The sequence below is a fragment of the Stenotrophomonas sp. SMYL8 genome (assembly GCF_036320065.1).
In the GTDB taxonomy this organism is placed as follows: domain Bacteria; phylum Pseudomonadota; class Gammaproteobacteria; order Xanthomonadales; family Xanthomonadaceae; genus Stenotrophomonas; species Stenotrophomonas maltophilia_A.
Genome location: NZ_JAWIRR010000043.1, coordinates 1 through 20,404, shown reverse-complemented (window position 1 = coordinate 20,404; position 20,404 = coordinate 1). Strand labels below are relative to the sequence as shown.

At 67.8% G+C, this 20,404-nt stretch carries 20 protein-coding genes; 13 read left to right on the top strand and 7 right to left on the bottom strand.

The features are described from left to right. Nucleotides 1-87: 87 nt before the first annotated feature. Both V3B25_RS21080 and V3B25_RS21075 read right to left on the bottom strand, forming a co-directional pair. Nucleotides 88-1,548 (bottom strand): NAD(P)(+) transhydrogenase (Re/Si-specific) subunit beta, encoded by a 1,461-nt coding sequence (locus V3B25_RS21080; RefSeq protein WP_032130084.1) that lies wholly within the window; start codon nt 1,546-1,548, stop codon nt 88-90. Continuing rightward, nucleotides 1,545-1,865: an NAD(P) transhydrogenase subunit alpha gene (locus tag V3B25_RS21075; RefSeq protein WP_005408173.1), complete on the bottom strand. Its 321-nt coding sequence runs from the start codon at nt 1,863-1,865 to the stop codon at nt 1,545-1,547. The genes V3B25_RS21080 and V3B25_RS21075 overlap by 4 nt, the downstream gene beginning before the upstream one ends. A 98-nt stretch (nt 1,866-1,963) precedes the next feature. Between V3B25_RS21075 and V3B25_RS21070 the strand changes: the two genes are divergently transcribed. The 3 genes from V3B25_RS21070 to V3B25_RS21060 are packed head-to-tail and all read left to right on the top strand — an operon-like array spanning nt 1,964 to nt 3,336. Next, nucleotides 1,964-2,548: an RNA polymerase sigma factor gene (locus V3B25_RS21070; RefSeq protein WP_080356593.1), complete on the top strand. Its 585-nt coding sequence runs from the start codon at nt 1,964-1,966 to the stop codon at nt 2,546-2,548. After that, nucleotides 2,545-2,871, top strand: coding sequence for a hypothetical protein (locus V3B25_RS21065; protein WP_032130086.1), 327 nt, complete (start codon nt 2,545-2,547; stop codon nt 2,869-2,871). The genes V3B25_RS21070 and V3B25_RS21065 overlap by 4 nt, the downstream gene beginning before the upstream one ends. A 3-nt stretch (nt 2,872-2,874) precedes the next feature. After that, on the top strand, nt 2,875-3,336 hold the full coding sequence (locus V3B25_RS21060; protein WP_049422878.1) for a DUF3106 domain-containing protein: 462 nt from the start codon (nt 2,875-2,877) through the stop codon (nt 3,334-3,336). Between the two features lie 61 nt (nt 3,337-3,397). Here the strand turns inward: V3B25_RS21060 and V3B25_RS21055 are convergent, their stop codons facing one another. Together V3B25_RS21055 and V3B25_RS21050 are read right to left on the bottom strand one after the other, a co-directional pair. Then, nucleotides 3,398-4,477, bottom strand: a complete 1,080-nt coding sequence (locus tag V3B25_RS21055) for an NAD(P) transhydrogenase subunit alpha (RefSeq protein WP_329811505.1) — start codon at nt 4,475-4,477, stop codon at nt 3,398-3,400. Between the two features lie 52 nt (nt 4,478-4,529). Next, on the bottom strand, nt 4,530-6,851 hold the full coding sequence (locus tag V3B25_RS21050) for a DUF1631 domain-containing protein (RefSeq protein WP_049422876.1): 2,322 nt from the start codon (nt 6,849-6,851) through the stop codon (nt 4,530-4,532). A 331-nt stretch (nt 6,852-7,182) separates the two neighbouring features. On the opposite strand from V3B25_RS21050, the gene V3B25_RS21045 reads away from it, so the two are divergent. From V3B25_RS21045 to V3B25_RS21030, 4 genes are read left to right on the top strand one after another with little or no spacing between them, the layout of a single operon-like run. After that, the gene (locus V3B25_RS21045) at nt 7,183-7,764 is read left to right on the top strand and encodes a nitroreductase (RefSeq protein WP_329811504.1); all 582 of its coding nucleotides are present in this window, start codon (nt 7,183-7,185) and stop codon (nt 7,762-7,764) included. Beyond that, the gene (locus V3B25_RS21040) at nt 7,761-8,711 is read left to right on the top strand and encodes a 5'-3' exonuclease H3TH domain-containing protein (RefSeq protein ID WP_329811503.1); all 951 of its coding nucleotides are present in this window, start codon (nt 7,761-7,763) and stop codon (nt 8,709-8,711) included. The genes V3B25_RS21045 and V3B25_RS21040 overlap by 4 nt, the downstream gene beginning before the upstream one ends. Further along, a complete protein-coding gene (locus tag V3B25_RS21035; protein ID WP_010481791.1) occupies nt 8,708-9,262 on the top strand; it encodes an NUDIX hydrolase in 555 nt (184 codons plus the stop codon). Before V3B25_RS21040 ends, V3B25_RS21035 begins: the two co-directional genes overlap by 4 nt. After that, a complete protein-coding gene (locus V3B25_RS21030) occupies nt 9,255-10,052 on the top strand; it encodes an N-formylglutamate amidohydrolase (RefSeq protein WP_329811502.1) in 798 nt (265 codons plus the stop codon). The genes V3B25_RS21035 and V3B25_RS21030 overlap by 8 nt, the downstream gene beginning before the upstream one ends. Before the next feature lie 137 nt (nt 10,053-10,189). Here the strand turns inward: V3B25_RS21030 and V3B25_RS21025 are convergent, their stop codons facing one another. After that, the gene (locus tag V3B25_RS21025; RefSeq protein ID WP_329811501.1) at nt 10,190-11,605 is read right to left on the bottom strand and encodes an MFS transporter; all 1,416 of its coding nucleotides are present in this window, start codon (nt 11,603-11,605) and stop codon (nt 10,190-10,192) included. 105 nt (nt 11,606-11,710) lie between these two features. Between V3B25_RS21025 and V3B25_RS21020 the strand changes: the two genes are divergently transcribed. Beyond that, nucleotides 11,711-12,595: a LysR family transcriptional regulator gene (locus tag V3B25_RS21020; RefSeq protein WP_049422872.1), complete on the top strand. Its 885-nt coding sequence runs from the start codon at nt 11,711-11,713 to the stop codon at nt 12,593-12,595. A 139-nt stretch (nt 12,596-12,734) separates the two neighbouring features. Here the strand turns inward: V3B25_RS21020 and pip are convergent, their stop codons facing one another. Both pip and prmC read right to left on the bottom strand, forming a co-directional pair. Continuing rightward, nucleotides 12,735-13,676 (bottom strand): prolyl aminopeptidase, encoded by a 942-nt coding sequence (pip, locus tag V3B25_RS21015; protein WP_201118236.1) that lies wholly within the window; start codon nt 13,674-13,676, stop codon nt 12,735-12,737. Nucleotides 13,677-13,724: 48 nt separating this feature from the next. Beyond that, entirely contained in the window at nt 13,725-14,582 is an 858-nt protein-coding gene (gene prmC, locus V3B25_RS21010) for a peptide chain release factor N(5)-glutamine methyltransferase (protein WP_049422871.1), read from the bottom strand. Between the two features lie 350 nt (nt 14,583-14,932). Here prmC and ahpC point away from each other — a divergent pair, with 350 nt between their 5' ends. The 5 genes from ahpC (at nt 14,933) to V3B25_RS20985 (ending at nt 19,897) form a co-directional block, all read left to right on the top strand. Further along, nucleotides 14,933-15,496 carry an alkyl hydroperoxide reductase subunit C gene (gene ahpC / locus V3B25_RS21005; protein WP_004144811.1) on the top strand — a complete coding sequence of 188 codons (564 nt, stop codon included), beginning with the start codon at nt 14,933-14,935 and terminating at the stop codon, nt 15,494-15,496. A gap of 225 nt (nt 15,497-15,721) precedes the next feature. Continuing rightward, on the top strand, nt 15,722-17,314 hold the full coding sequence (ahpF, locus tag V3B25_RS21000; protein WP_049463647.1) for an alkyl hydroperoxide reductase subunit F: 1,593 nt from the start codon (nt 15,722-15,724) through the stop codon (nt 17,312-17,314). Nucleotides 17,315-17,399: 85 nt separating this feature from the next. Continuing rightward, complete coding sequence (locus tag V3B25_RS20995; protein ID WP_032129919.1) at nt 17,400-18,362, top strand: LysR substrate-binding domain-containing protein; 963 nt, start codon at nt 17,400-17,402, stop codon at nt 18,360-18,362. Between the two features lie 123 nt (nt 18,363-18,485). Continuing rightward, nucleotides 18,486-18,890: a nucleoside diphosphate kinase regulator gene (rnk, locus tag V3B25_RS20990; protein ID WP_005408156.1), complete on the top strand. Its 405-nt coding sequence runs from the start codon at nt 18,486-18,488 to the stop codon at nt 18,888-18,890. A gap of 50 nt (nt 18,891-18,940) precedes the next feature. Continuing rightward, nucleotides 18,941-19,897: a transaldolase gene (locus tag V3B25_RS20985; RefSeq protein WP_049422869.1), complete on the top strand. Its 957-nt coding sequence runs from the start codon at nt 18,941-18,943 to the stop codon at nt 19,895-19,897. Nucleotides 19,898-20,404: the final 507 nt, after the last annotated feature.

The following is a 20,404-nucleotide window of genomic DNA, read 5'->3' as shown; positions in this document are numbered from 1 at the left end:
CCGCCATGCGTGGATGGGGGTAGTGCCGGCCGCTGGCCGGCAAATGCATGCGGACCAAGGTCCGCACCTACCCGATGCAGCCGCCGCTCAATGCCCGCCGTCGAGCGCCTTCAGTTCGCTCACCAGCGAGGCCGCCGCTTCCGCACCATCGCCGTACAGCATGCGGGTGTTGTCGGCGTAGAACAGCGCATTCTCGATGCCGGCAAAACCGGTGCCCTTGCCGCGCTTGATCACCACCACGTTGCGCGCGTTGACCACATCCAGCACCGGCATGCCGTAGATCGGGCTGGCCGGGTCGGTACGTGCCACCGGATTGACCACGTCGTTGGCACCGATCACCAGCACCACATCGGTGTTGGCAAATTCCGGGTTGATGTCGTCCATGTCGGCGATCAGGTCGTAGGGCACACCCGCTTCGGCCAGCAGCACGTTCATGTGCCCAGGCATGCGCCCAGCCACCGGGTGGATCGCGAACTTCACCTTCACCCCGCGCTGGCCCAACCGCTGCGCCAGCTCCCAGATCTTGTGCTGGGCCTGCGCCACCGCCATGCCATAACCGGGCACGATCACCACGCGTTCGGCGTAGGCCATCATCGCCGCGACGTCCGACGCTTCAATCGGCTTCTGCGCGCCAGTGATCGCCTGCGCTTCGCCGCCGGCGCCGCCGCCGAAGTTGGAGAACAACACGTTGCGGATCGGCCGGTTCATCGCCTTGGCCATCAGCCGGGTCAGCAGGATGCCCGCCGCGCCGACCATCATGCCGGCGATGATCAGCGCCTCGTTGCCCAGCACATAGCCTTCGAACGACACCGCCAGGCCGGTGAACGCGTTGTACAGCGAGATCACCACCGGCATGTCGGCGCCACCGATCGGCAGCGTCATCAGCACGCCCAGTGCCAGTGCCAGCACGAAGAACGCGACGATCGCCCAGGTGTTGAGCGTGCTGGCCGCGATGATCGCCAGCACCACCACCGCCAGTGCCACCAGCAGGTTCATCACCTGCTGGCCCGGCCAGGTCACCCGCTTGTCCAGGCGGCCATCGAGCTTGGCCCAGGCAATCACCGAGCCGGACAGCGACACCGCACCGATGGCCGCGCCGACCACCGCCAGCAGCAGCACCATGCCCGAGGGTTGGCGGGCAGCGAGGTCGGCCAGCGCCTGTGCGCTCCAGTGGCTGGTATCACGGTTGGCGAGGAAGGCGTAGCGCAGCAGTTCCACTGCACCGATGGCCGCGGCCGAGCCGCCGCCCATGCCGTTGTACAGCGCCACCATCTGCGGCATGTCGGTGATGGCAACCTTGCCGGCCGACCACCAGGCCAGGCCCGCGCCCAGCAGCAGCGCCACCAGGATCAGCGGCACGTTATGCAGTTCGGGCAGGAAGAACGTCGCCACCGTGGCCAGCAGCATGCCCAGCCCGGCCCAGCGGATGCCGCTGCGCGCGGTCAGCGGCGAGGCCATGCGCTGCAGGCCCAGCAGGAACAGCGTGGCGGCGACGAGGTAGCTGGCCTTGACCAGCCAATCGAGCAGTTCGACGGTGCTGATGTTCAAGCCTGCGGCTCCTTCGGCTCGTCCTTGCCGCCCTTGGGCGCGCTCGGCTTGAACATTTCCAGCATGCGCGCGGTGACCACGTAGCCACCGGCGGCGTTGCCAGCACCAAGCACCACGGCGAGGAAGCCCAGAGCTTTCTCCAGCGGTGTCTGCGCGTGCCCCAGCACCACCATTGCACCGATCAGCACGATGCCGTGGATGAAGTTGGAGCCCGACATCAGCGGGGTATGCAGGATCACCGGCACCCGCGAAATGATCACGTGGCCGGCGATGGCTGCCAGCATGAAGATGTACAGCGCTACGAACCCGTCACTCACCGGCAACGCTCCTGCTCTGTCTTCGTCGTCCCATCATAACCATGGGCTGAACCCGGTGCGCGCCCGGCGTCAACCGAAGCCGCGCTCACGCGTTGTCGATGGTGACCCCGAGCGAGGAACCGTACCCTGTGCTGGTGAGCAGCCCCGTCCCCCCGAGCGCCGAGACCGATGCCCTGCCGGCGTCGCTGGAGGCGTTCCTGGCCAGTGTTGGCCCGCGCGCGTTCCGCTTCGCCGAGGCCGGCCTGCGCCAGCGCGAAGACGCCATGGACGCGGTGCAGGACGCGCTGCTGCGCATGCTGGACTACGCCGACAAGCCGGCTGCCGAATGGGCCCCGCTGTTCTGGAGCATCCTGCGCCGGCGCGTGATCGACGTGCAGCGCCGGCGCCGCTTCCGACTGCCGTTCTGGCGCGACAACCAGGACGCCGACGGCGGCGAGATCGACTGGGCCGACCCCGGCCCGGACCCGGCACAGGCGCACGAACAGCGCCAGCAGTACCAACAGCTGGTGGACGCGTTGCGCCGCCTGCCCGCCCGCCAGCGCGAGGCCTTCACCCTGCGCGTGCTGCAGGACCTGGACGGGGCCACCACCGCCCGCGCCATGGGCTGCAGCGAAGGCGCGGTAAAAACCCATCTGGCACGCGCCCGCCAGGCGCTGCAGGATTATCTGGAGACCCACCCGTGAACCGCTCCCTGCCTTCCGATGACACCCTGCGCAGCCTGCACGCGCAGTCGCTGCACGCGCTGTCGCCGGCAACGCTGGCCCGGCTGCGCCAGGCTCGCCACGGCGCCACGGCCGCCCATCGCGGGCGCTGGCGCTGGTGGCTGGCCAGTGCCTGTTCACTGGTGGTGGCACTGGGTATCGGCCTGCAGTTCACCGGCCACGGCACCCTGACCGGCCCTGCGCCGGCACCTGTGCTTGCCTCGGCGGAAGACAACAGCGCGCTCTACGACGAAAATCCCGATCTGTACCTGTGGCTGGGCGATACCGACCTGGCGATGGAGTGAATCATGTCCCGACTGCACACCCTGCCCCTGCTGATGACCCTGTTGCTGCTGCCGGCCTTCCCGGCACTGGCGCAGAGCGCCGCGCCCGCCCCTGCCGCACGCCCTGCGCCGGCCGCACCGCTGCCGGCGTGGGAACACCTGAGCGAAGCGCAACGCGAATCCCTGCTGGCGCCGCTGCGCGACCGCTGGAACAGCGCCGATGCCGGCCAGCGCCAGCGCATGCTTTCGCATGGCCAGCGCTGGCAATCGATGAGCCCGGAGCAGCGCGACAAGGCCCGCCGTGGCCTGCGCCGCTTCGAGCACATGAACCCGGAACAGCGTGAGCAGGCCCGGGCCCTGTTCGGTCAGATGCGGAACATGCCGCCGGAACAGCGCGACGCCCTGCGCGAGCGCTGGTCGCAGATGACGCCGGAACAACGCAAGGACTGGGTGCGCGACAACCCGCCGCCGGCGAAGCCCCGGTAACGCCCCGGCGAACGGGGTCAGATCCCTTTGCCTTCGGCAAAGGGATCTGACCCCATGTCACTCACGCCTGCCAGCGTGTCTTCGCCAGCAACTCGTCGTCCCAGTCGAAACTGAGCTCCCCTTCGCGCACGAACAAGGCGACGAAGTTGAGCAGGTTGCGCGCGTACATCTCGCTGGCCTGGGTCGCACCGCGGCTGGCCAGGCCAAGCGGGCCATCGATGGTCACGCCCTGATGTTCGATGCACTGCCCCGGCTGGGTCAGTGCGCAGTTGCCGCCGCTCTCTGCCGCCAGATCGACAATGACGCTGCCGGTGGCCATGCCTTCCACCATCGCGGCAGTCACGATCGTCGGCGCCGGTCGCCCCGGTACCGCTGCCGTGCAGATCACCACATCCACGCTGCGCAGGTGGTCGGCCAGCCGGCGCTGCTGCTCGGCGCGTTCCTCATCGGTCAACGCACGCGCATAGCCGCCTTCACCGGCTGCACTCACACCAAGATCAAGGAAGCGCGCGCCCAGCGACTGGATCTGCTCGCGGGTTTCCGGGCGCACGTCGAAACCTTCCACCTGTGCACCGAGACGACGTGCGGTAGCGATGGCCTGCAGACCGGCCACACCGGCACCGATCACCAGCACCTTGGCCGGGCGCACGGTACCGGCGGCGGTGGTCAGCATCGGGAAGAAACGCGGCGCACGCTCGGCCGCGATCAGTGCCGCCTTGTAGCCGGCCATGCCGGCCTGCGAGCTGAGTACATCCATCGCCTGCGCGCGGGTGGTGCGCGGCAGCTGCTGCAGTGGGAACAGGTGCAGGCGGTCGCCAGCGGCCAATGCCGCAAGCGCCGGATCACTGGCCGGAGTCAGCAGGCCGACCACGCTGGCAGCGGGCTTGAGCTGCTCCAGCACCGCCACCGGCGGTGCCTGCACGCACAGCAGGATATCGATCTCGGCCAAGCGACCTACATCGAACACACGTGCACCGGCGTCGTCATAGGCAGCATCGGTAAATCCCGCCGCCAGACCGGCGCCGGCCTCATACCAGACAGTGATGCCCAAGGCACCGAGCTTGCGCGCGGTTTCCGGCGTCAACGCCACGCGCCGTTCGCCCGGCGCGGTCTCCTTGATCCCCAGCAACGCCACGGCCATGCAGGTCCCCGCTGATCGGTGAGTTTTCCCGATCCTAGCAGGCGGCCACGGCTCAGTGCAGTGTTGCGCTGCCCGGGTCCAGCCGATCGATCACACCCTGCATCGCGCTGTCGAAGGCGCCATCGTCGACGTGGGCGCGCAGGCGGCCCAGCCGCACCATCACTGCCAGTTCTTCCGGCGAGGCCACGCAGAAGCGCACGCCGCGGCGGTTGACGAACAGCAGGCGCGAGGAAATCGGGCTGACCCAGGACAGCTTGCCGGCCTGCACCTTGCCGTCCTTGTCGACGAAGTCCAGCCAGTTGCCGATTTCCATGCGTCGGAAGCGGTCGGCGTCGGCGTTGTCGAAATCGTCGGCGTCGATCTGCCCGCCGAGCTCCACCGCTGGCGACTCAGCCACCGGCGGCGCCGGCAAGGCAACCTGCGGCAGCTCCGGCAGCGCGCGCTGCAGTTCCGGTCGCGATTCCGCAATGCCCTGCAGGGTGTCGTGCAGGGCGTCGATGGCACCGGTGGCGGCATCGCCGTGCACGCCGACACTGGCAAATACCTTGGCCAGCACCGGCTGCCAGGCCTGCAGCCACGGCTTGCCGACGATCTGGCGGCGGGCCTCGGCCACTTCCTCCAGCAGGCCGTCAGCCAGGCTCAGTGCCTCGGCCACCGACGCGCCCTCCTCGCCCTCGCGCAGCAGCGCCAGGGTCAGGTGGTGCTGCCATGGCTGGCGCAGGAACTCAGCGATGGCCGGCGGCAGGGTGGCATCGCCGATGCGGCGATCCAGTTCGGCACCCGCCCGGCTGCGGGCCATTTCCAGCTTCTCCTGGCCGCGCTGCGTTTCGGCGGCGCGGCGCTCGGCGATCTCCACACGGCGGCGATGCTGCACAAGGAATTCGCGGAATTCTTCTTCCAGAGTCAGGAAGATCGCCAGGTTCTCGTTGAACTCGGCAACCAGGCGCTCGATGATTTCCTCGACCTTGGCCATCAGCATGCGCTCGGCCTGGCTTTCGCCGGTATTGCCCTCGCAGGCTTCGGCCAGCGAGTTGAGCAGCTTGCGGGCCGGGTGGGTCTTCTGCACGAACATGCGGCGGTCGAGCATCGCCACCTTGACGAAGGGCACCACCAGGCGGCCGATCAGCTCGCGCGAACGGCCCTCCAGCTCGCGTTCGTCCAGCATCACGTCGAACAGCATGCCGACCAGATCGATCGCATCTTCGTCCTGCGGGTCCAGCCGGGTCTGGCCAGGATCGACGCCGAGACGGGTGGCGCTGGACAGCACTTCACTCTTCAGCCGCTGCGCCAGTGATTCGCCGTCCTCGCCGATGGCCGCACGCAGGGTGGCGCTGGGCGTGGCCTGCAGCAGCGACAGCACCGACATCATCTCGCGCTGGCTCAACGGGCGGTGCTGGCCAACCGCGACCTGCGCTGCCGAGGTGGCGTCCTCGCGAACGTGACGGGTCTGCTGCAGCAGCTCATGCAGGGCCTCCAGCAGCATTCCCTGCTGGCCGGCATACGCCTCGCCGTTGCCGGCATCCTCGCTCCCGAGGTGCTGCTGCATGTGGCCACGGCGCTCGGACCAGCGCGCAGCGAAGCGCTGTGCCCAGGCCGGCGCGGCCTGTTCATCATCGCTGAATTCGGATTCGAAGCCCGCCGCGTGGCGCGGCTCGACCAGATCGTCCGACCCGGGCGCCATGCGCGGGTCGGGCGCGGCCGACAATGGACGCCGCGGCGCCCCCATCTGCGACATCACGCCAGCGGCGGCCAGCTGCTCGTCCAGCTTCTCGTAGATGCGGCCCACCGGCGCGCGCAGGTCGCGCTCGCACAGCTTGATCAGCACCAGGTGCACTTCCGGCGCCAGTTCGCAGCCGGCAAAGGCCTCATGGATGGCCACGCCCAGGTGTTCGGGGCTGACCGGGTTGTGATCGGCATCCAGCTCGGCGCCGCCGATCAGGCGGCCGAGGCGGCGGTCCAGCCGCGCCAGCACCGGCTTGAAGTCACGCAGCAGCACGGTGGCGAAATTGCGCACCGCCAGCCGCGATTCCAGTACATGTTCAGCCAGCAGGCTCAGGCCATCCTCGGCCGGCCCGGACAGGGTGGCTTCGGCCGACAACGGCTCGCCACTGGCCAGTGCATCCCAGGCCCGCTGCAGGTGGCCGGCGAAGGCGGCGGCGATGTCCTCACGGCGACGGCGCAGCTCGCGCATCGCATCCAGGAACAGCAGCTGCGACGAGCCAGCATTGCCGGCGCGGTCGAACAGTGCATCGTCGAAACGCGCCAGTGCGGCCCCGAAGGCCTGGCACAGCGCCGGCAGGACCATGTCCCGGGCACGCTGAAGCTGGACCGGGTCACGGCCCGGCGATCCCATCGGTGTGGGCGCGCTCATCATTCGGGAAGGCTCCCCACCTTCTCTGGTACGACAGACAGCATGGACATCGCGACGGCCGGCACACCCCATGTGCCGGTACGTCGATGGTAGGCCGGCCAGCCCGTCACGGACAGTGAAACAGTCCTCACTTCAAACCTCATGACCGGCGGCCCGGCAAGATAGATATCGTAAGCCGTGCGAGGCCCACGAGGCGAGAGGAAGCGGTCGTCCCTTTCCCGCCAGTGGCATGATGTTCATCACAGTTTGATATTCAGGGGCGGGACGCGACACAGACGGCGTCATTGACCACCCCGACTATAATCAAACACCCGTGATGACCGGTTCAGACTCCATGCCCGACCCCGCTGCCCTGCTTGCCCTGGATGCCCGCCGCTCGGTGCCCTCGCGGCAGCTGGGCGAGCCCGGACCGGATCCAGCCACCCTGCAGCGCATGCTGGCCTCGGCCGTGCGCGTGCCCGACCACGGCAAGCGCATACCGTTCCGCTTCCTGAAGATCGCCGGCGATGCACGTCACACTCTGGGCGACTTCCTGGCCGAGCGCAGCCGCCAGCGCGACCCGCATGCGGGCGAGGCGGTATTCGAGAAGGACCGCCAGCGTTTCAGCCATGCGCCGCTGGTGATCGTGGTGGTGGCCAGCCCGCGCCCGGACCCGAAGGTGCCCGAACAGGAACAGCTGATGACCGCCGGCTGCGTCTGCTTCGCCCTGCTGCAGGCCGCACAGGCGCTGGGCTTCGGCGCGCAGTGGCTGACTGCATGGATGGCCTTCGACCCGGTCGTGCAGGCACATCTGGGCCTGGCCGAAGGCGAACGCATCGCCGGCTTCATCCACATTGGAACGCCCAAGGCCGATGTACCCGAACGCGAGCGCCCCGATCCGGCGGCCCTGCTGCGCGACTGGACGCCACCGGCATGACCCTGCCGGCTCCGCCGCCGTCGCTGTACCTGGTTGATGCCAGCATCTACGTGTTCCGCGCCTGGCATTCGCTGCCAGACCAGTTCCAGGACGCGCAGGGCTGGCCGACCAACGCCGTGCACGGCTTCGCCCGCTTCCTGCTGGACCTGCTGGAGCGCGAGCGCCCCCGGCACATCGCCATCGCCTTCGACGAAGCGCTCGACAGCGGCTTCCGCCATCGCCTGTACCCTGCCTACAAGGCCAATCGGGACCCGGCGCCGGAAGCGCTCAAGCGCCAATTCGTACACTGCAAGGCGCTGTGCGCGGCGTTGGGCCTTGCGGTGCTTGCCCACCACGAATACGAAGCCGATGACCTGATCGGCAGCGCCCTGCACGTGCACCGTGGCAGCCACCGCGGGGTGATCATCTCCGCCGACAAGGACCTGTCGCAGCTGCTGCTGGATCACGACGAGCAGTGGGACTACGCACGCAACCAGCGTTGGGACGTAGACGGAGTGAAGGCGCGGCACGGCGTGCACGCGCACCAGATCGCCGATTACCTGGCACTGTGCGGCGATGCGGTGGACAACATTCCCGGTGTCAGTGGTGTCGGCAGCAAGTCCGCCGCCGTGCTGCTGGCCCACTTCGGCAGCATGGATGCGCTGTACGAACGCCTGGACGAAGTGCCGTTCCTGCGCCTGCGCGGCGCGGCACAGATGGCGGTGCGCCTGCGCGAACAGCGCGAGCACGCCCAGCTCTGGCGCCAGCTGACCACCATCGCGCTGGACGCGCCGCTGGACGGCAGCCAACCCGGTCTGCTGCGCCAGGCGGCCGACCCGGAGCTGCTCGGTGGCCTGTGCCAGACCCTGCGCTTCGGCCCGATGACCCGCCGCCGGCTGTTCGATGCCGCCGGCGTGGCCGACCCCGTTCCCACTCCATCCTTTTCCAATTCCGGCGAGCCCGCATGAGCCAGCGCAACACCGAAGCCCCGCGTGTCGTCTATGAAGGCAAGTACCAGCGCATGCTGGTGCGCGGCACCTGGGAATACAGCGAACGTACCCACGCCGGTGGCCTGGCCGCGATCATCATTGCCGTCACCCCGGAGGACAAGGTGCTGTTCGTCGAGCAGTTCCGCGTGCCGCTGCAGGCACCCACCATCGAGATGCCCGCCGGCCTGGTCGGCGACATCCACGCCGGCGAATCGATTGAAGTCTCGGCCGTGCGCGAACTGGAAGAAGAAACCGGCTGGACCGCCGATCACGCCGAAGTGCTGATGATCGGCCCGACGTCCTCCGGCGCCAGCAGCGAGAAGATCGCCTTCGTCCGTGCCACCGGCCTGCGCCGGATCGGCGAAGGTGGCGGCGATGACAGCGAGGACATCACCGTGCACGAGATTCCACGCAGTGAGGCCGCGGCCTGGCTGGTGCAGAAGATGGGCGAAGGCTACGAGCTGGACGCCAAGCTCTGGGCTGGCCTGTGGATGATCGAGCACCACCTGGACGGGCGCCCGCGTGGCTGACGCCGACCTGCATGCGCTGCCGGCGCTGCTCGGCGCCGATGATCCGGCAATCTACGCGATTCACCGGCCTCAGGGCGCTTCGCCGTACCTGCTGCTGGCTGACCACGCCGGCCAGCAGGTGCCGCGTGCTCTGGGCAGGCTTGGCCTGGCACAGACCGAACTCGGCCGCCACATCGGCTGGGACATCGGCATTGCCGGCACCACCCGCGCACTGGCCGAACGGCTGGATGCCTGGGCGATCGAACAGACCTATTCGCGGCTGCTGATCGACTGCAACCGCCCACTGGCCTCGCCCACGCTGATTCCGGAAGTGAGCGACCACACCGTGGTCCCGGGCAATGCCGGTCTGTCAGTGGCACAGCGGCAACAGCGCATCGATGCGATCCACGCGCCGTACCACGCACGCATCGACGCCGAACTGGACGCACGCCGCGATGCCGGTCGCCCCACCCTGCTGGTGATGATGCACAGCTTCACCCCGGCGATGAACGGCGCGCAGCGGCCGTGGCATGCCGGCGTGCTGTACCACCAGGACACGCGCTTTGCGCATGCACTGCTGCAGGCACTGCGCGACGAAGGCGACCTGGTGGTGGGTGACAACGAACCCTATTCGGTCAGCAGCACCAGCGACTACGCGGTGCCGGTGCATGGCGAGGGCCGCGGTCTGGTGCACGTGGAACTGGAGATCCGCCAGGACCTGATCGCCGATGCCGCCGGGCAGCAGGCATGGGCGGAGCGGCTGGCGCGGATCTTCAGTGCGCTGCAACCGCAGTTGCTGGCATTGGGTTGAACGCGCGTGGATCCATCCCGGGTTGGTTGTGGGGGGGGGGGGGGGGGCCCCCGGGGGGGGGGGGGGGGGTGGGGGTGGGGGCGCCACCCCCGGCGGGTGCGCGCCGCCCGGGGGCCGGAACCCTCAGGGTAGTTGGGTCATTGTGTTTGCCGGCCAGCGGCCGGCACTACCACTACTGTTGCCGGGCGCAGGCCCAGCGCGATCACCACGCCGAGCGCGGCGAACAGCGCGGCGCCGTACTGTGCATTGACCATGCCCTGCAACGCATCAGGGCTGGTTGCGGCCTGCGTGCCGCGCGCGGCGTTGGCGACCATCACCAGTACCGCCAATCCCAAGGCGCCGCCGATCTGCTGGGCGGTGGCCGCCATGCCGGACGCGACGCCTTGCTGCGGACCCGGCACGCCCTGCCCGGCCACGATCCACATCGCCGTCCAGCTCATGCCCTGGCCAACGCTGAGCACCACGATGCCCGGCAACAGCGGCCAGTAGCTGGCGCCATGCGGCATCGCCAACGCAACCGCGGCGATGCCGACGGCACCTGCGGCGAAGCCCCAGGCCAGTACCTGCCGTGGCGAACGGCGCCGCAACATGCGTTCGGCAATCCGGATGCCGAAGGTGCACACCAATGTCGGCAGCAGGAAGGCCATACCGGCCTGCAGCGGGCTCCAGCCATAGCCATCCTGGAAGTAGAGCGCCAGGAAGTAGTACTGCACGCCATAGCTGCTCATGAAAGCGAAGGTCAGACCCAGCGCGGCGCGGAGGCCGGGCAGGCGCAACAGCGAAAACTGCATCAGCGAGTCACGGCTGCGCTTTTCGATCTGTACGAACACCGTCAACAATACGGCTGAAAGCAGCAGGCAGATGAGCGTGGCCGGCGCCGTCCAGCCCCACTCCGGCCCTTGCACCAGGGTGGTGACCAGCAGGCTGCCGCCAGCGGTGACAGTGAGACAACCGGCCAGATCGAAGGAACGGCCCTGCACGCGTGGACCATCGGCCGGCAGCCATGTACCGGCCGCGACCGCGCACGCCGTGGCCAGCGGCACGATCACCGCCAGCACCGCCGGCCAGCCGAACGCCTGGGTCAGCACGCCGCCGAGCAGCGTGCCCAGCGCCAGGCCCACCGCGCTGGCCATGCTCCAGATCGCCAGCGCACGATTGCGTATCGGGCCTTCGGCGTACAGCGTGTTGATCAGCGCCAGCGTGGCCGGGAACAGCAGCGCCGCCCCGACGCCTTGTGCGGCGCGCGCGATGATCAACAAGGTGGCATTCGGCGCCAGCGCACCGAGCAGCGACGCCAGTGCGAACAGCAGCATGCCCAGCCGGTAGAAACGGCGGCGGCCGATCAGGTCGGCGGCGCGCCCGCCGAGCAGCAGGCTGCCGCCGAAGGCCACGGTGTAGGCACTGACCACCCATTGCAGCTGCTGCGCGTTGATCTGCAGCGCGCGGCCCATGTCATGCAGGGCAACGAAGATGATGGTGGCATCCAGGGCAATGATCAGCTGGGCGGTGGCCAGCAGGGTCAGCGCCCAGCGCGGGTATTTGAGGGGAGGCATCGGCGGTCTGGCGCGGTGGGGGAGCGCAGTCTCATTGATGCGAACCAATCAATAAACCCCTCCCCGACCATATCTGTCATGATTTTCGGCATGAATGGAGCCTCGATGGACCTCAATGCGGTGCGCATGCTGGTGCAGGTGGCCGAAGCCCGCAGTTTCACCGTGGCCGCCGGCCAGCTGGGCCTGAGCCAGTCCGGCCTGTCGCGCGCGATCGGGCGGCTGGAAGTGTCGCTGGGGGTGAAGCTGCTGCAGCGGAACACCCGCAACGTGGCGCTGACCCCGGATGGCCGCCAGTTCGTGGAACAGGTGTCGCCGCTGCTGGCCGGCCTGGACGATGCCGAGCGGCAACTGGCCGACCGCCCGTGCACGCCCTCGGGCACGTTGAAGATCAGTGCGCCGTCGATGTTCGGGCGCAAGGTGCTGGTGCCGATGCTGGCGCCGTTGCTGCAGCAGCATCCGCAGCTGCAGGTGGAGGCGGTGCTCAGCGACCGCCTGGTCGATCTGGTCGAGGAAGGCTTCGATGCCGCGCTGCGCACCGGCGTCATCGCCGACCAGCGCATCGTCGCGCGGCCCTTGCGGCCGCTGCGCTGGGTGACGGTGGCCAGCCCGGGCTATCTGGCCCGTTGTGGCGCACCGGACGATGTGGCCGCGCTGCAGGATCATGCCTGCCTGGCAGTGCGCAACCTGCGCAGTGGCCGGCTGGTGGACTGGCAGTTCCTGCAGCACGGGCAACTGCGTGAGTTCACGCCCCCGACGCGGATGGTGTTCGACAGCGGCGATCCGCTGGTGGAAGCGGCCATCGCCGGTATCGGCATCGTGCAGGTGATGGATTTCGCCGTGGCCGATGCGTTGGCCGATGGCCGCCTGCAGCGCGTGCTGCAGCCGTTTGAAGGCCGCAGCCGTGCACTGTCACTGATCTATCCGCCCTCGCGGCAATGCTCGCCGAAGCTGCAGGTAGTGGCCGACGCGTTGCTGGCCGGGGAGTGGTAGCGCCGGCCGCTGGCCGGCGTCTGCGCGCATCCAACCGTTTCCGGGTTGCCGGCCAGCGGCCGGCACTACCAGGCTGCGGTAGATCCACGCCATGCGCGGATGAGGGCCGATAGCGCCGGGCATGGCCCGGCGTTACCGATCAGGCGAAGCTATCGGTGGCGCGCACCAGCGCGTCCACGTTCTCGGCTTCGAACGCCGAGTGGCCCGAGGCCGGCGTGATTTCCAGCTTGGCCTTCGGCCACACCTTGGTCAGGTCCCAGGCGTTGGCCAGCGGGCAGACCACGTCGTAGCGGCCGTGCACGATCACGCCGGGAATGTCAGCGACGCGGTGTGCGTCGCGCAGCAGCTGGTCTTCCACTTCGAAGAAGCCGCCGTTGACGAAGTAGTGGTTCTCGATGCGGGCAAAGGCCAGCGCGAAGTGCGGGTCTTCGTGGCTGTTGATGAAGTCATCATCGACGTGCAGGAAGCTGGTCGCACCTTCCCACACCGCCCAGGCCTTGGCCGCTTCCAGGCGGGTGGTTTCGTCTTCGCTGGTCAGGCGGCGGTGGAAGGCCGAGATCAGGTCATGACGCTCCACCGACGGAATCGGCTTGAGGTAATGCTCCCACGCATCCGGGAACAGGCGGTTGGCGCCTTCCTGGTAGAACCATTCCAGTTCCCAGCGACGCAGCATGAAGATGCCGCGCAGGACCAGTTCGGTCACGCGCTGCGGGTGGGTTTCGGCATAGGCCAGTGCCAGGGTCGAACCCCAGCTGCCGCCGAACACCTGCCAGCGATCCACCTTCAGGTGCTCGCGCAGCTTCTCGATATCGGCGACGAGATCCCAGGTGGTGTTGTCCACCAGGTCCGCGTGCGGGGTGGAACGGCCGGCACCGCGCTGGTCGAACAGGATGATGCGGTACTTGGACGGGTCGTGGAACTGGCGCATCTTGTCGCTGCAGCCGCCGCCCGGGCCACCGTGCAGCATCACCACCGGCTTGCCGTCCGGGTTGCCGCACTGTTCGAAGTACAGCGTGTGGCGGTCGTCGACCTTCAGGGTGCCAACGTCGTAGGGGGTGATGGCGGGGTACAGCGTACGCATGCTTGCAGCTCCAGGGTGATGCCCTGCCGGGGCAGGAGAACCTCCATTCTAGGCCGGACGCCGGCCCAGGGTGATGCGGTCGCGCTGCTCCAGATCCTGCACGGTCTGTACTTCCGCAAAACCCGCCGCGTCGAACAGCGCGCGGATCGCCGCGCCCTGGTCCCAACCGTGCTCGATCAGCAGCCAACCGCCGGGCAGCAGGTGGGCCTGGCCACCGTCTACGATGCGACGGATGTCATCCAGGCCATCCACGCCGGAGGCCAGCGCGGAAGCCGGTTCAAAACGCAGGTCGCCCTGCTCCAGATGCGGGTCGTCGCTGGCGATGTATGGCGGGTTGCTGGCAATGAGGTCGAAGCGTGCACCCTGCAGTGGCGCATACCAGTCGTGCCCGCCCTCGGCGAAGCGGACGTTGCGCAGTTCATGGCGCGCAGCATTGCGCGCGGCCACGGCCAGCGCACCCGGGCTGGCATCGGTGGCCAGCACCTGCGCCTGCGGCCGTTCGCTGGCCAGTGCCAAGGCGATCGCGCCGCTGCCAGTGCCGAGGTCGGCCAGCTGCAGCGCGCGGTCCTGTGGCAGGCGCTCCAATGCCAGCTCGACCAGCAGCTCGGTTTCCGGACGCGGGATCAGCGTGGCCGGATCGACTTCCAGGTCCAGCGTCCAGAAACCGCGGCGGCCGGTCAGGTAGGCGACCGGCTCACCGGCCACGCGGCGGGCCAGCAACACCTCGAAGGCGGCCTGGTCATTGGCGTCCAGCGGATCGGTGGCATGCGCGAACAGCCAGCTGCGCGGGCAATCCAGCACGTGCAGCAGCAGCAGTTCGGCCTCGTGGCGGGCCTCGACGCCGCCGAGGCGGGCACTGGCCTCGGCCACGACCTGGCGCAGGGAAGGTTCGGGTTGGAAAGGCATTCCGTAATTGTAGAGCCGAGCCCATGCTCGGCTGCTTCTGGCGCAGTCGAGCTACACATCCACAGGTCCGCAGTCGAGCATGACTCGACTCTACAAAAGGCTGCAATCCGTTCAGGTTCTGCCCGAGCGGATAAGGAGGGACTATTGGCCCTATTCAGCCGTTCCGGAAGATTTTCCTTGTCACACAGGCAGTTGCAGGATGAAAGCGTCCGGGTTCAGTGCCTGCTCAGTGCATTTTGATAGACTATATCTATCAAATAGATGCAATCAATGGATTGTTCTTATCGATAGCGAGTCGGTACTCTAGGTCCTGTCGATTCACCCACTCCCCTTCACCCAGAGGAAAAACGATGTCCCTGATCAACACCCAGATCCAGCCGTTCGAAGCCAATGCTTACCTGAATGGCGAGTTCATCAAGGTTTCCGACAGCACCCTGAAGGGCCAGTGGTCGGTCCTGATCTTCATGCCGGCCGCCTTCACCTTCAACTGCCCGACCGAGATCGAAGACGCCGCTGACCATTACGCCGAGTTCAAGAAGGCCGGCGCCGAGGTCTACATCGTCACCACCGACACCCACTTCTCGCACAAGGTGTGGCACGAAACCTCGCCGGCCGTCGGCAAGGCCCAGTTCCCGCTGGTCGGCGACCCGACCCACCAGCTGACCAACGCCTTCGGCGTGCACATTCCGGAAGAAGGCCTGGCCCTGCGCGGCACCTTCATCATCAACCCGGAAGGCGTGATCAAGACCCTGGAGATCCACTCCAACGAGATCGCCCGTGACGTCTCCGAAACCCTGCGCAAGCTGAAGGCTGCCCAGTTCACCGCCGCCAACCCGAACCAGGTGTGCCCGGCCAAGTGGAAGGAAGGCGAGAAGACCCTGACCCCGTCGCTGGATCTGGTCGGCAAGATCTAAAGCTGTACCGGCCTGCCGTGGCCCCACGCCACGGCGCGCCTTTCATCCCCGTGCCGGTCCCCCCGCCGGCGTGGGGGTGAACCCAAGACAGCCAACGCTCGCCCGCCTTGGCCAGCCAGCCCCTTCCACGGTCGCTGTCTTGGGTTCACCCCTACCCCCTGCTGGTCCGCTACCTTCTACAGCGGTGCCACGCCCCCTGTTTGCCTGAAGCCAGGAGATGACCCGATGTTGGACGCCAACCTGCAGTCGCAGCTGAAGACCTATCTGGAGCGCGTGACCCGCCCGATCCAGATCACCGCGCACGCCGACGACGGCGCCAAGTCGCAGGAAATGCTGGAACTGCTGCAGACCCTGGACAGCCTGTCGGACAAGATCTCGCTGCAGGTGCTGCGCGATGGCCAGGGCCGTGTGCCGTCCTTCGACCTGGGCACCCCGGGTCAGGATATCCACCTGACCTTCGCCGGCCTGCCGATGGGCCACGAGTTCACCTCGCTGGTGCTGGCGCTGCTGCAGGTCGGCGGCCACCCGTCCAAGGCCACCGCCGAGCTGATCGAGCAGGTGCAGAACCTGGAAGGTGAATACAGGTTCGAAACCTACTTCTCGCTGTCCTGCCAGAACTGCCCGGACGTGGTGCAGGCGCTGAACCTGGCCGCGGTACTCAACCCGCGCATCCAGCACGTGGCCATCGACGGTGCCCTGTTCCAGGACGAAGTCGAGAAGCGCGAGATCATGTCGGTGCCGACCGTGTACCTCAACGGTGAAGTCTTCGACCAGGGTCGCATGACCCTCGAGCAGATCGTCGCCAAGCTGGATACCAACGCCAGCAAGCGCGATGCCGAGAAGATCGCCGCCAAGGATGCCTTCGACGTGCTGGTGGTGGGCGGTGGCCCGGCCGGCGCGGCAGCAGCGATCTATGCTGCACGCAAGGGCATCCGCACCGGCATCGCCGCCGAACGTTTCGGTGGCCAGGTGCTGGACACCATGGCGATCGAGAACTTCATCTCGGTGAAGGAGACCGAGGGCCCGAAGCTGGCCACGGCGCTGGAACAGCACGTGCGCGAGTACGAGGTGGACATCATGAACCTGCAGCGCGCCAGTGCGCTGGTGCCGGCCGGTGAAGACGGCCTGGTGCAGGTGCAGCTGGAGAACGGCGCGGTGCTGAAGTCGCGTTCGGTGATCCTGTCCACCGGCGCACGCTGGCGCCAGATGAACGTGCCGGGCGAAGACCAGTACCGCAACAAGGGCGTGGCCTACTGCCCGCACTGCGATGGTCCGCTGTTCAAGGGCAAGCGCGTGGCGGTGATCGGCGGCGGCAACTCCGGCGTGGAAGCGGCCATCGATCTGGCCGGCATCGTGTCGCATGTAACCCTGCTGGAGTTCGATTCCAGCCTGCGCGCCGACGAAGTGCTGCAGAAGAAACTGCGCAGCCTGGCCAACGTCACCGTGCTGACCAGCGCACAGACCACCGAAGTGCTGGGCGACGGCAGCCGTGTCACCGGCCTGGTCTACAAGGACCGTGTCGGCGGCGACGCCCACCGCGTCGAGCTGGAAGGCATCTTCGTGCAGATCGGCCTGCTGCCCAACACCGAGTGGCTGAAGGACACCGTGGCGCTGTCACCGCGTGGCGAGGTCGTCATCGATGACCGCGGCCAGACCAACCTGCCGGGCGTGTTCGCTGCTGGCGATTGCACGACGGTACCCTACAAGCAGATCATCATTGCCATGGGCGCCGGTTCGACCGCCGCACTGAGCGCGTTCGACCACCTGATCCGCTCGTCGGTGAGCAGCAGCAGCGGTGCCGTTGCTGAAGCTGCCTGATCCACCGTTCCCAGATCACCGGGAACATTGTCTGCCTGTCGGGTAACCATGCCGTCAGCCGGTCCGTTACCCCTGGGGTGTAAGGATGAACCTACGTGATCTGAAGTACCTGGTAGCCCTGGCCGACCACAAGCATTTCGGCCGGGCTGCCGCCTCCTGCTTCGTCAGCCAGCCGACGCTGTCCACGCAGATCCGCAAGCTGGAAGAAGAGCTGGGCCTGCCGCTGGTGGAACGTGCACCGCGCAAGGTGATGCTGACCCCGGCCGGCCAGGAAGCAGCAGCACGGGCACGGGTGATCGTGTCCGAAGTGGAACAGCTGAAGGAAGCGGCACGTCGCAGTCGCGATCCGGAAGCCGGTACGGTGCGCCTGGGGATCTTCCCGACCCTGGGCCCGTACCTGCTGCCGCATGTGATTCCGCGCATCCGCGATCGCTTCCCGGAGCTGGAACTGCTGCTGGTCGAGGAAAAGAGCGATGTGCTGCTGGACCGCCTGCGCGAAGGCAAGCTGGACGCCGCGCTGCTGGCGCTGCCGGTAATCGACGACCAGCTGCATGCCGAGTTCCTGTTCGAGGAACCCTTCCTGCTGGCCGTATCCGGGCGCCACCCGCTGGCCCGTCGCGAACACCTGGACGTGCAGGAGCTGGCCACGCAGAAGCTGCTGCTGCTGGAAGATGGCCATTGCCTGCGCGACCAGGCACTGGAAGTCTGCCGCCTGTTCGGTGCCAACGAGAAGTCCGAGTTCCGCGCCACCAGCCTGGAAACCCTGCGGCAGATGGTCGCCGCCGACGTCGGCATCACCCTGCTGCCAAGCCTGTCGGTGCAGCCGCCGGTGCCGCGCTCGAACAACATCCGCCTGCTCGACTTCACCGGCGAAGGACGCCCCAGCCGCCGCATCGCGATGATCTGGCGCCGCAGCTCGGCCATGAACGACTTCCTGATGGAGCTGGCCGATCAGTTCAAGCGCCTGCCGCAGGCGCTGTTCACCCTGGAAGCGGTCAACGCCGCCGGCGACACGACCGCCCTGCCCGGCCCCGCGCTGAACGGCTGAACCCCCGCAGCACCGGCCTGGAATCGGCAGGAGTCGATTCCGGTCGCATTTGTCCCCACAATACAGACAGGCGGCGCCAGCAGGTGCCGCCTTTTGCATGGCTTTCAACCAAGGAGCTTCACCATGAGTACCGCCAGCGGCCTGCCGCCGTCGATCACCGTTTCCACCTTCGACATGGACCGCCTGGACGCCATGCTCGAATCCCCTGCGCTGAGCCAGACGCCTGCCGCGCTCGCGCTTGCTGAAGAACTCAACCGTGCCACCGTGCTGGCACCGGACCAGATTCCCGAAGGCATCGTCATGATGCATTCGCGCGTGGAGTGCGAAGATGAAGTGTCGGGCGAGAAGCACGTCCTGACCCTGGTCTTCCCCCGCGAAGCCAACGTCGATGAAGGCAAGGTTTCCGTGCTGGCCCCGGTCGGCAGTGCCCTGCTCGGCCTTTCGATCGGCCAGAGCATCGACTGGAACGCGCCCGGCGGCCGCAAGCTGCGCCTGCGCGTGACCGCGGTCCACAACGACCGCCCCTGATTACCGCTGCGCACCGCGCGCGATTCGATCCCCCTGCACCAGGAGCCGTAATGAGTACCCCGTCCAAACTGTCCCAGCTGCGCGAACTGTCCGTGGTCGTTGCCGATACCGGTGACTACGAGGCGATCAAGCGCCTGCAGCCGGTGGACTGCACCACCAACCCGACCCTGGTGAAGAAGGCGCTGGACCTGCCGGTCTACGCCGAGCTGATCGAACGCGAACTGGCCTGGGGCCGCCAGCAGAGTGGCGACCGCGAAGCCGTGGTGCACGCCGTGGCCGACCGCCTGACCATCGGCGTCGGCGCGCTGCTGAGCACGCTGGTGCCGGGCCGCGTGTCCACCGAAGTGGATGCCGACCAGGCCCACGACACCGCTGCCACCGTGGCCAAGGCCCGCCAGTTCATCCAGATGTACGCCGATGCCGGCGTGCCGCGCGAGAAGATCCTGATCAAGATCGCCGCGACCTGGGAAGGCGTGGAAGCCGCGCGCATCCTGCAGGCCGAGGGCATCGACTGCAACCTGACCCTGATCTTCAACCCGACCCAGGCGCTGGCCTGCAGCGAAGCCGGCGCGTTCCTGATCTCGCCGTTCGTCGGCCGCATCCTGGACTGGTACGTGGCCAACGGCCAGACCCCGGCCAACATCGATGAAGACCCGGGCGTGAAGTTCGTGCGCGGCGTATATGCCGAATTCAAGCGCCGCGGTTCGCCGACCGTGGTGATGGGCGCCTCGTTCCGTTCGACCGCGCAGATCGAAGCGCTGGCCGGCTGCGACCGCCTGACGATTTCGCCGGACCTGCTGGAGAAGCTGGACGCCGACCACGGCGAGCTGCCGCGCAAGCTGGTGGCCGGTGCGGCGGATGGCGCGGCGGTGACCCCGGTCGATGCGGCGAAGTTCGCAGCGGATCTGGCGGCCGATCCGATGGCTACCGAGAAGCTGGCGACCGGTATCGATGCGTTTGCCAAGGATCTGCAGGCGCTGCGCGAGCGCATTCGTTCGGAACTGTGATTCCGGCCAACGGCTGAGCCCCTCGTGGCGGATCGATTTGTAGAGTCGAGCTTGCTCGACTGACTGCTGAAGCAAAAGCCGCGCTGGGTCGGGGGGGGGGGGGGGGGGGCCCCGCGGGGGGCCCCGCCGGGGGGGGGGGGGGGGCCGCCCCCCCCCCCCCCCCCCCCCCCCCCCCCCCCCCCCCCCCGCCCTCTGACAGTTTCCGGCGGTCGCCCGCCACGGAAGTAAGAAAGAAGAGCAAAAGCGGGTCGCGCGCTTCGCTTGCTCACAGTCGAGCAAGCTCGACTCTACGGAGCAATGCACGATCAAACAAAAAGGACGCGGCGAAGGCCGCGTCCTTTTTCTTTTCTTTCAGTTCGTCAGTAACCCAATGCTCTTGCCCACCGTCACCGGGAAACTGTCGGGGGTGGGGGGGGGGGGGGGGGGGGGGGGGGGGGGGGGGGGGGGGGGGGGGGGGCGGGGGCGCGCGGCCGGGGGGGGGGGGGGGGGGGCGCCCGCGCCCCCCCC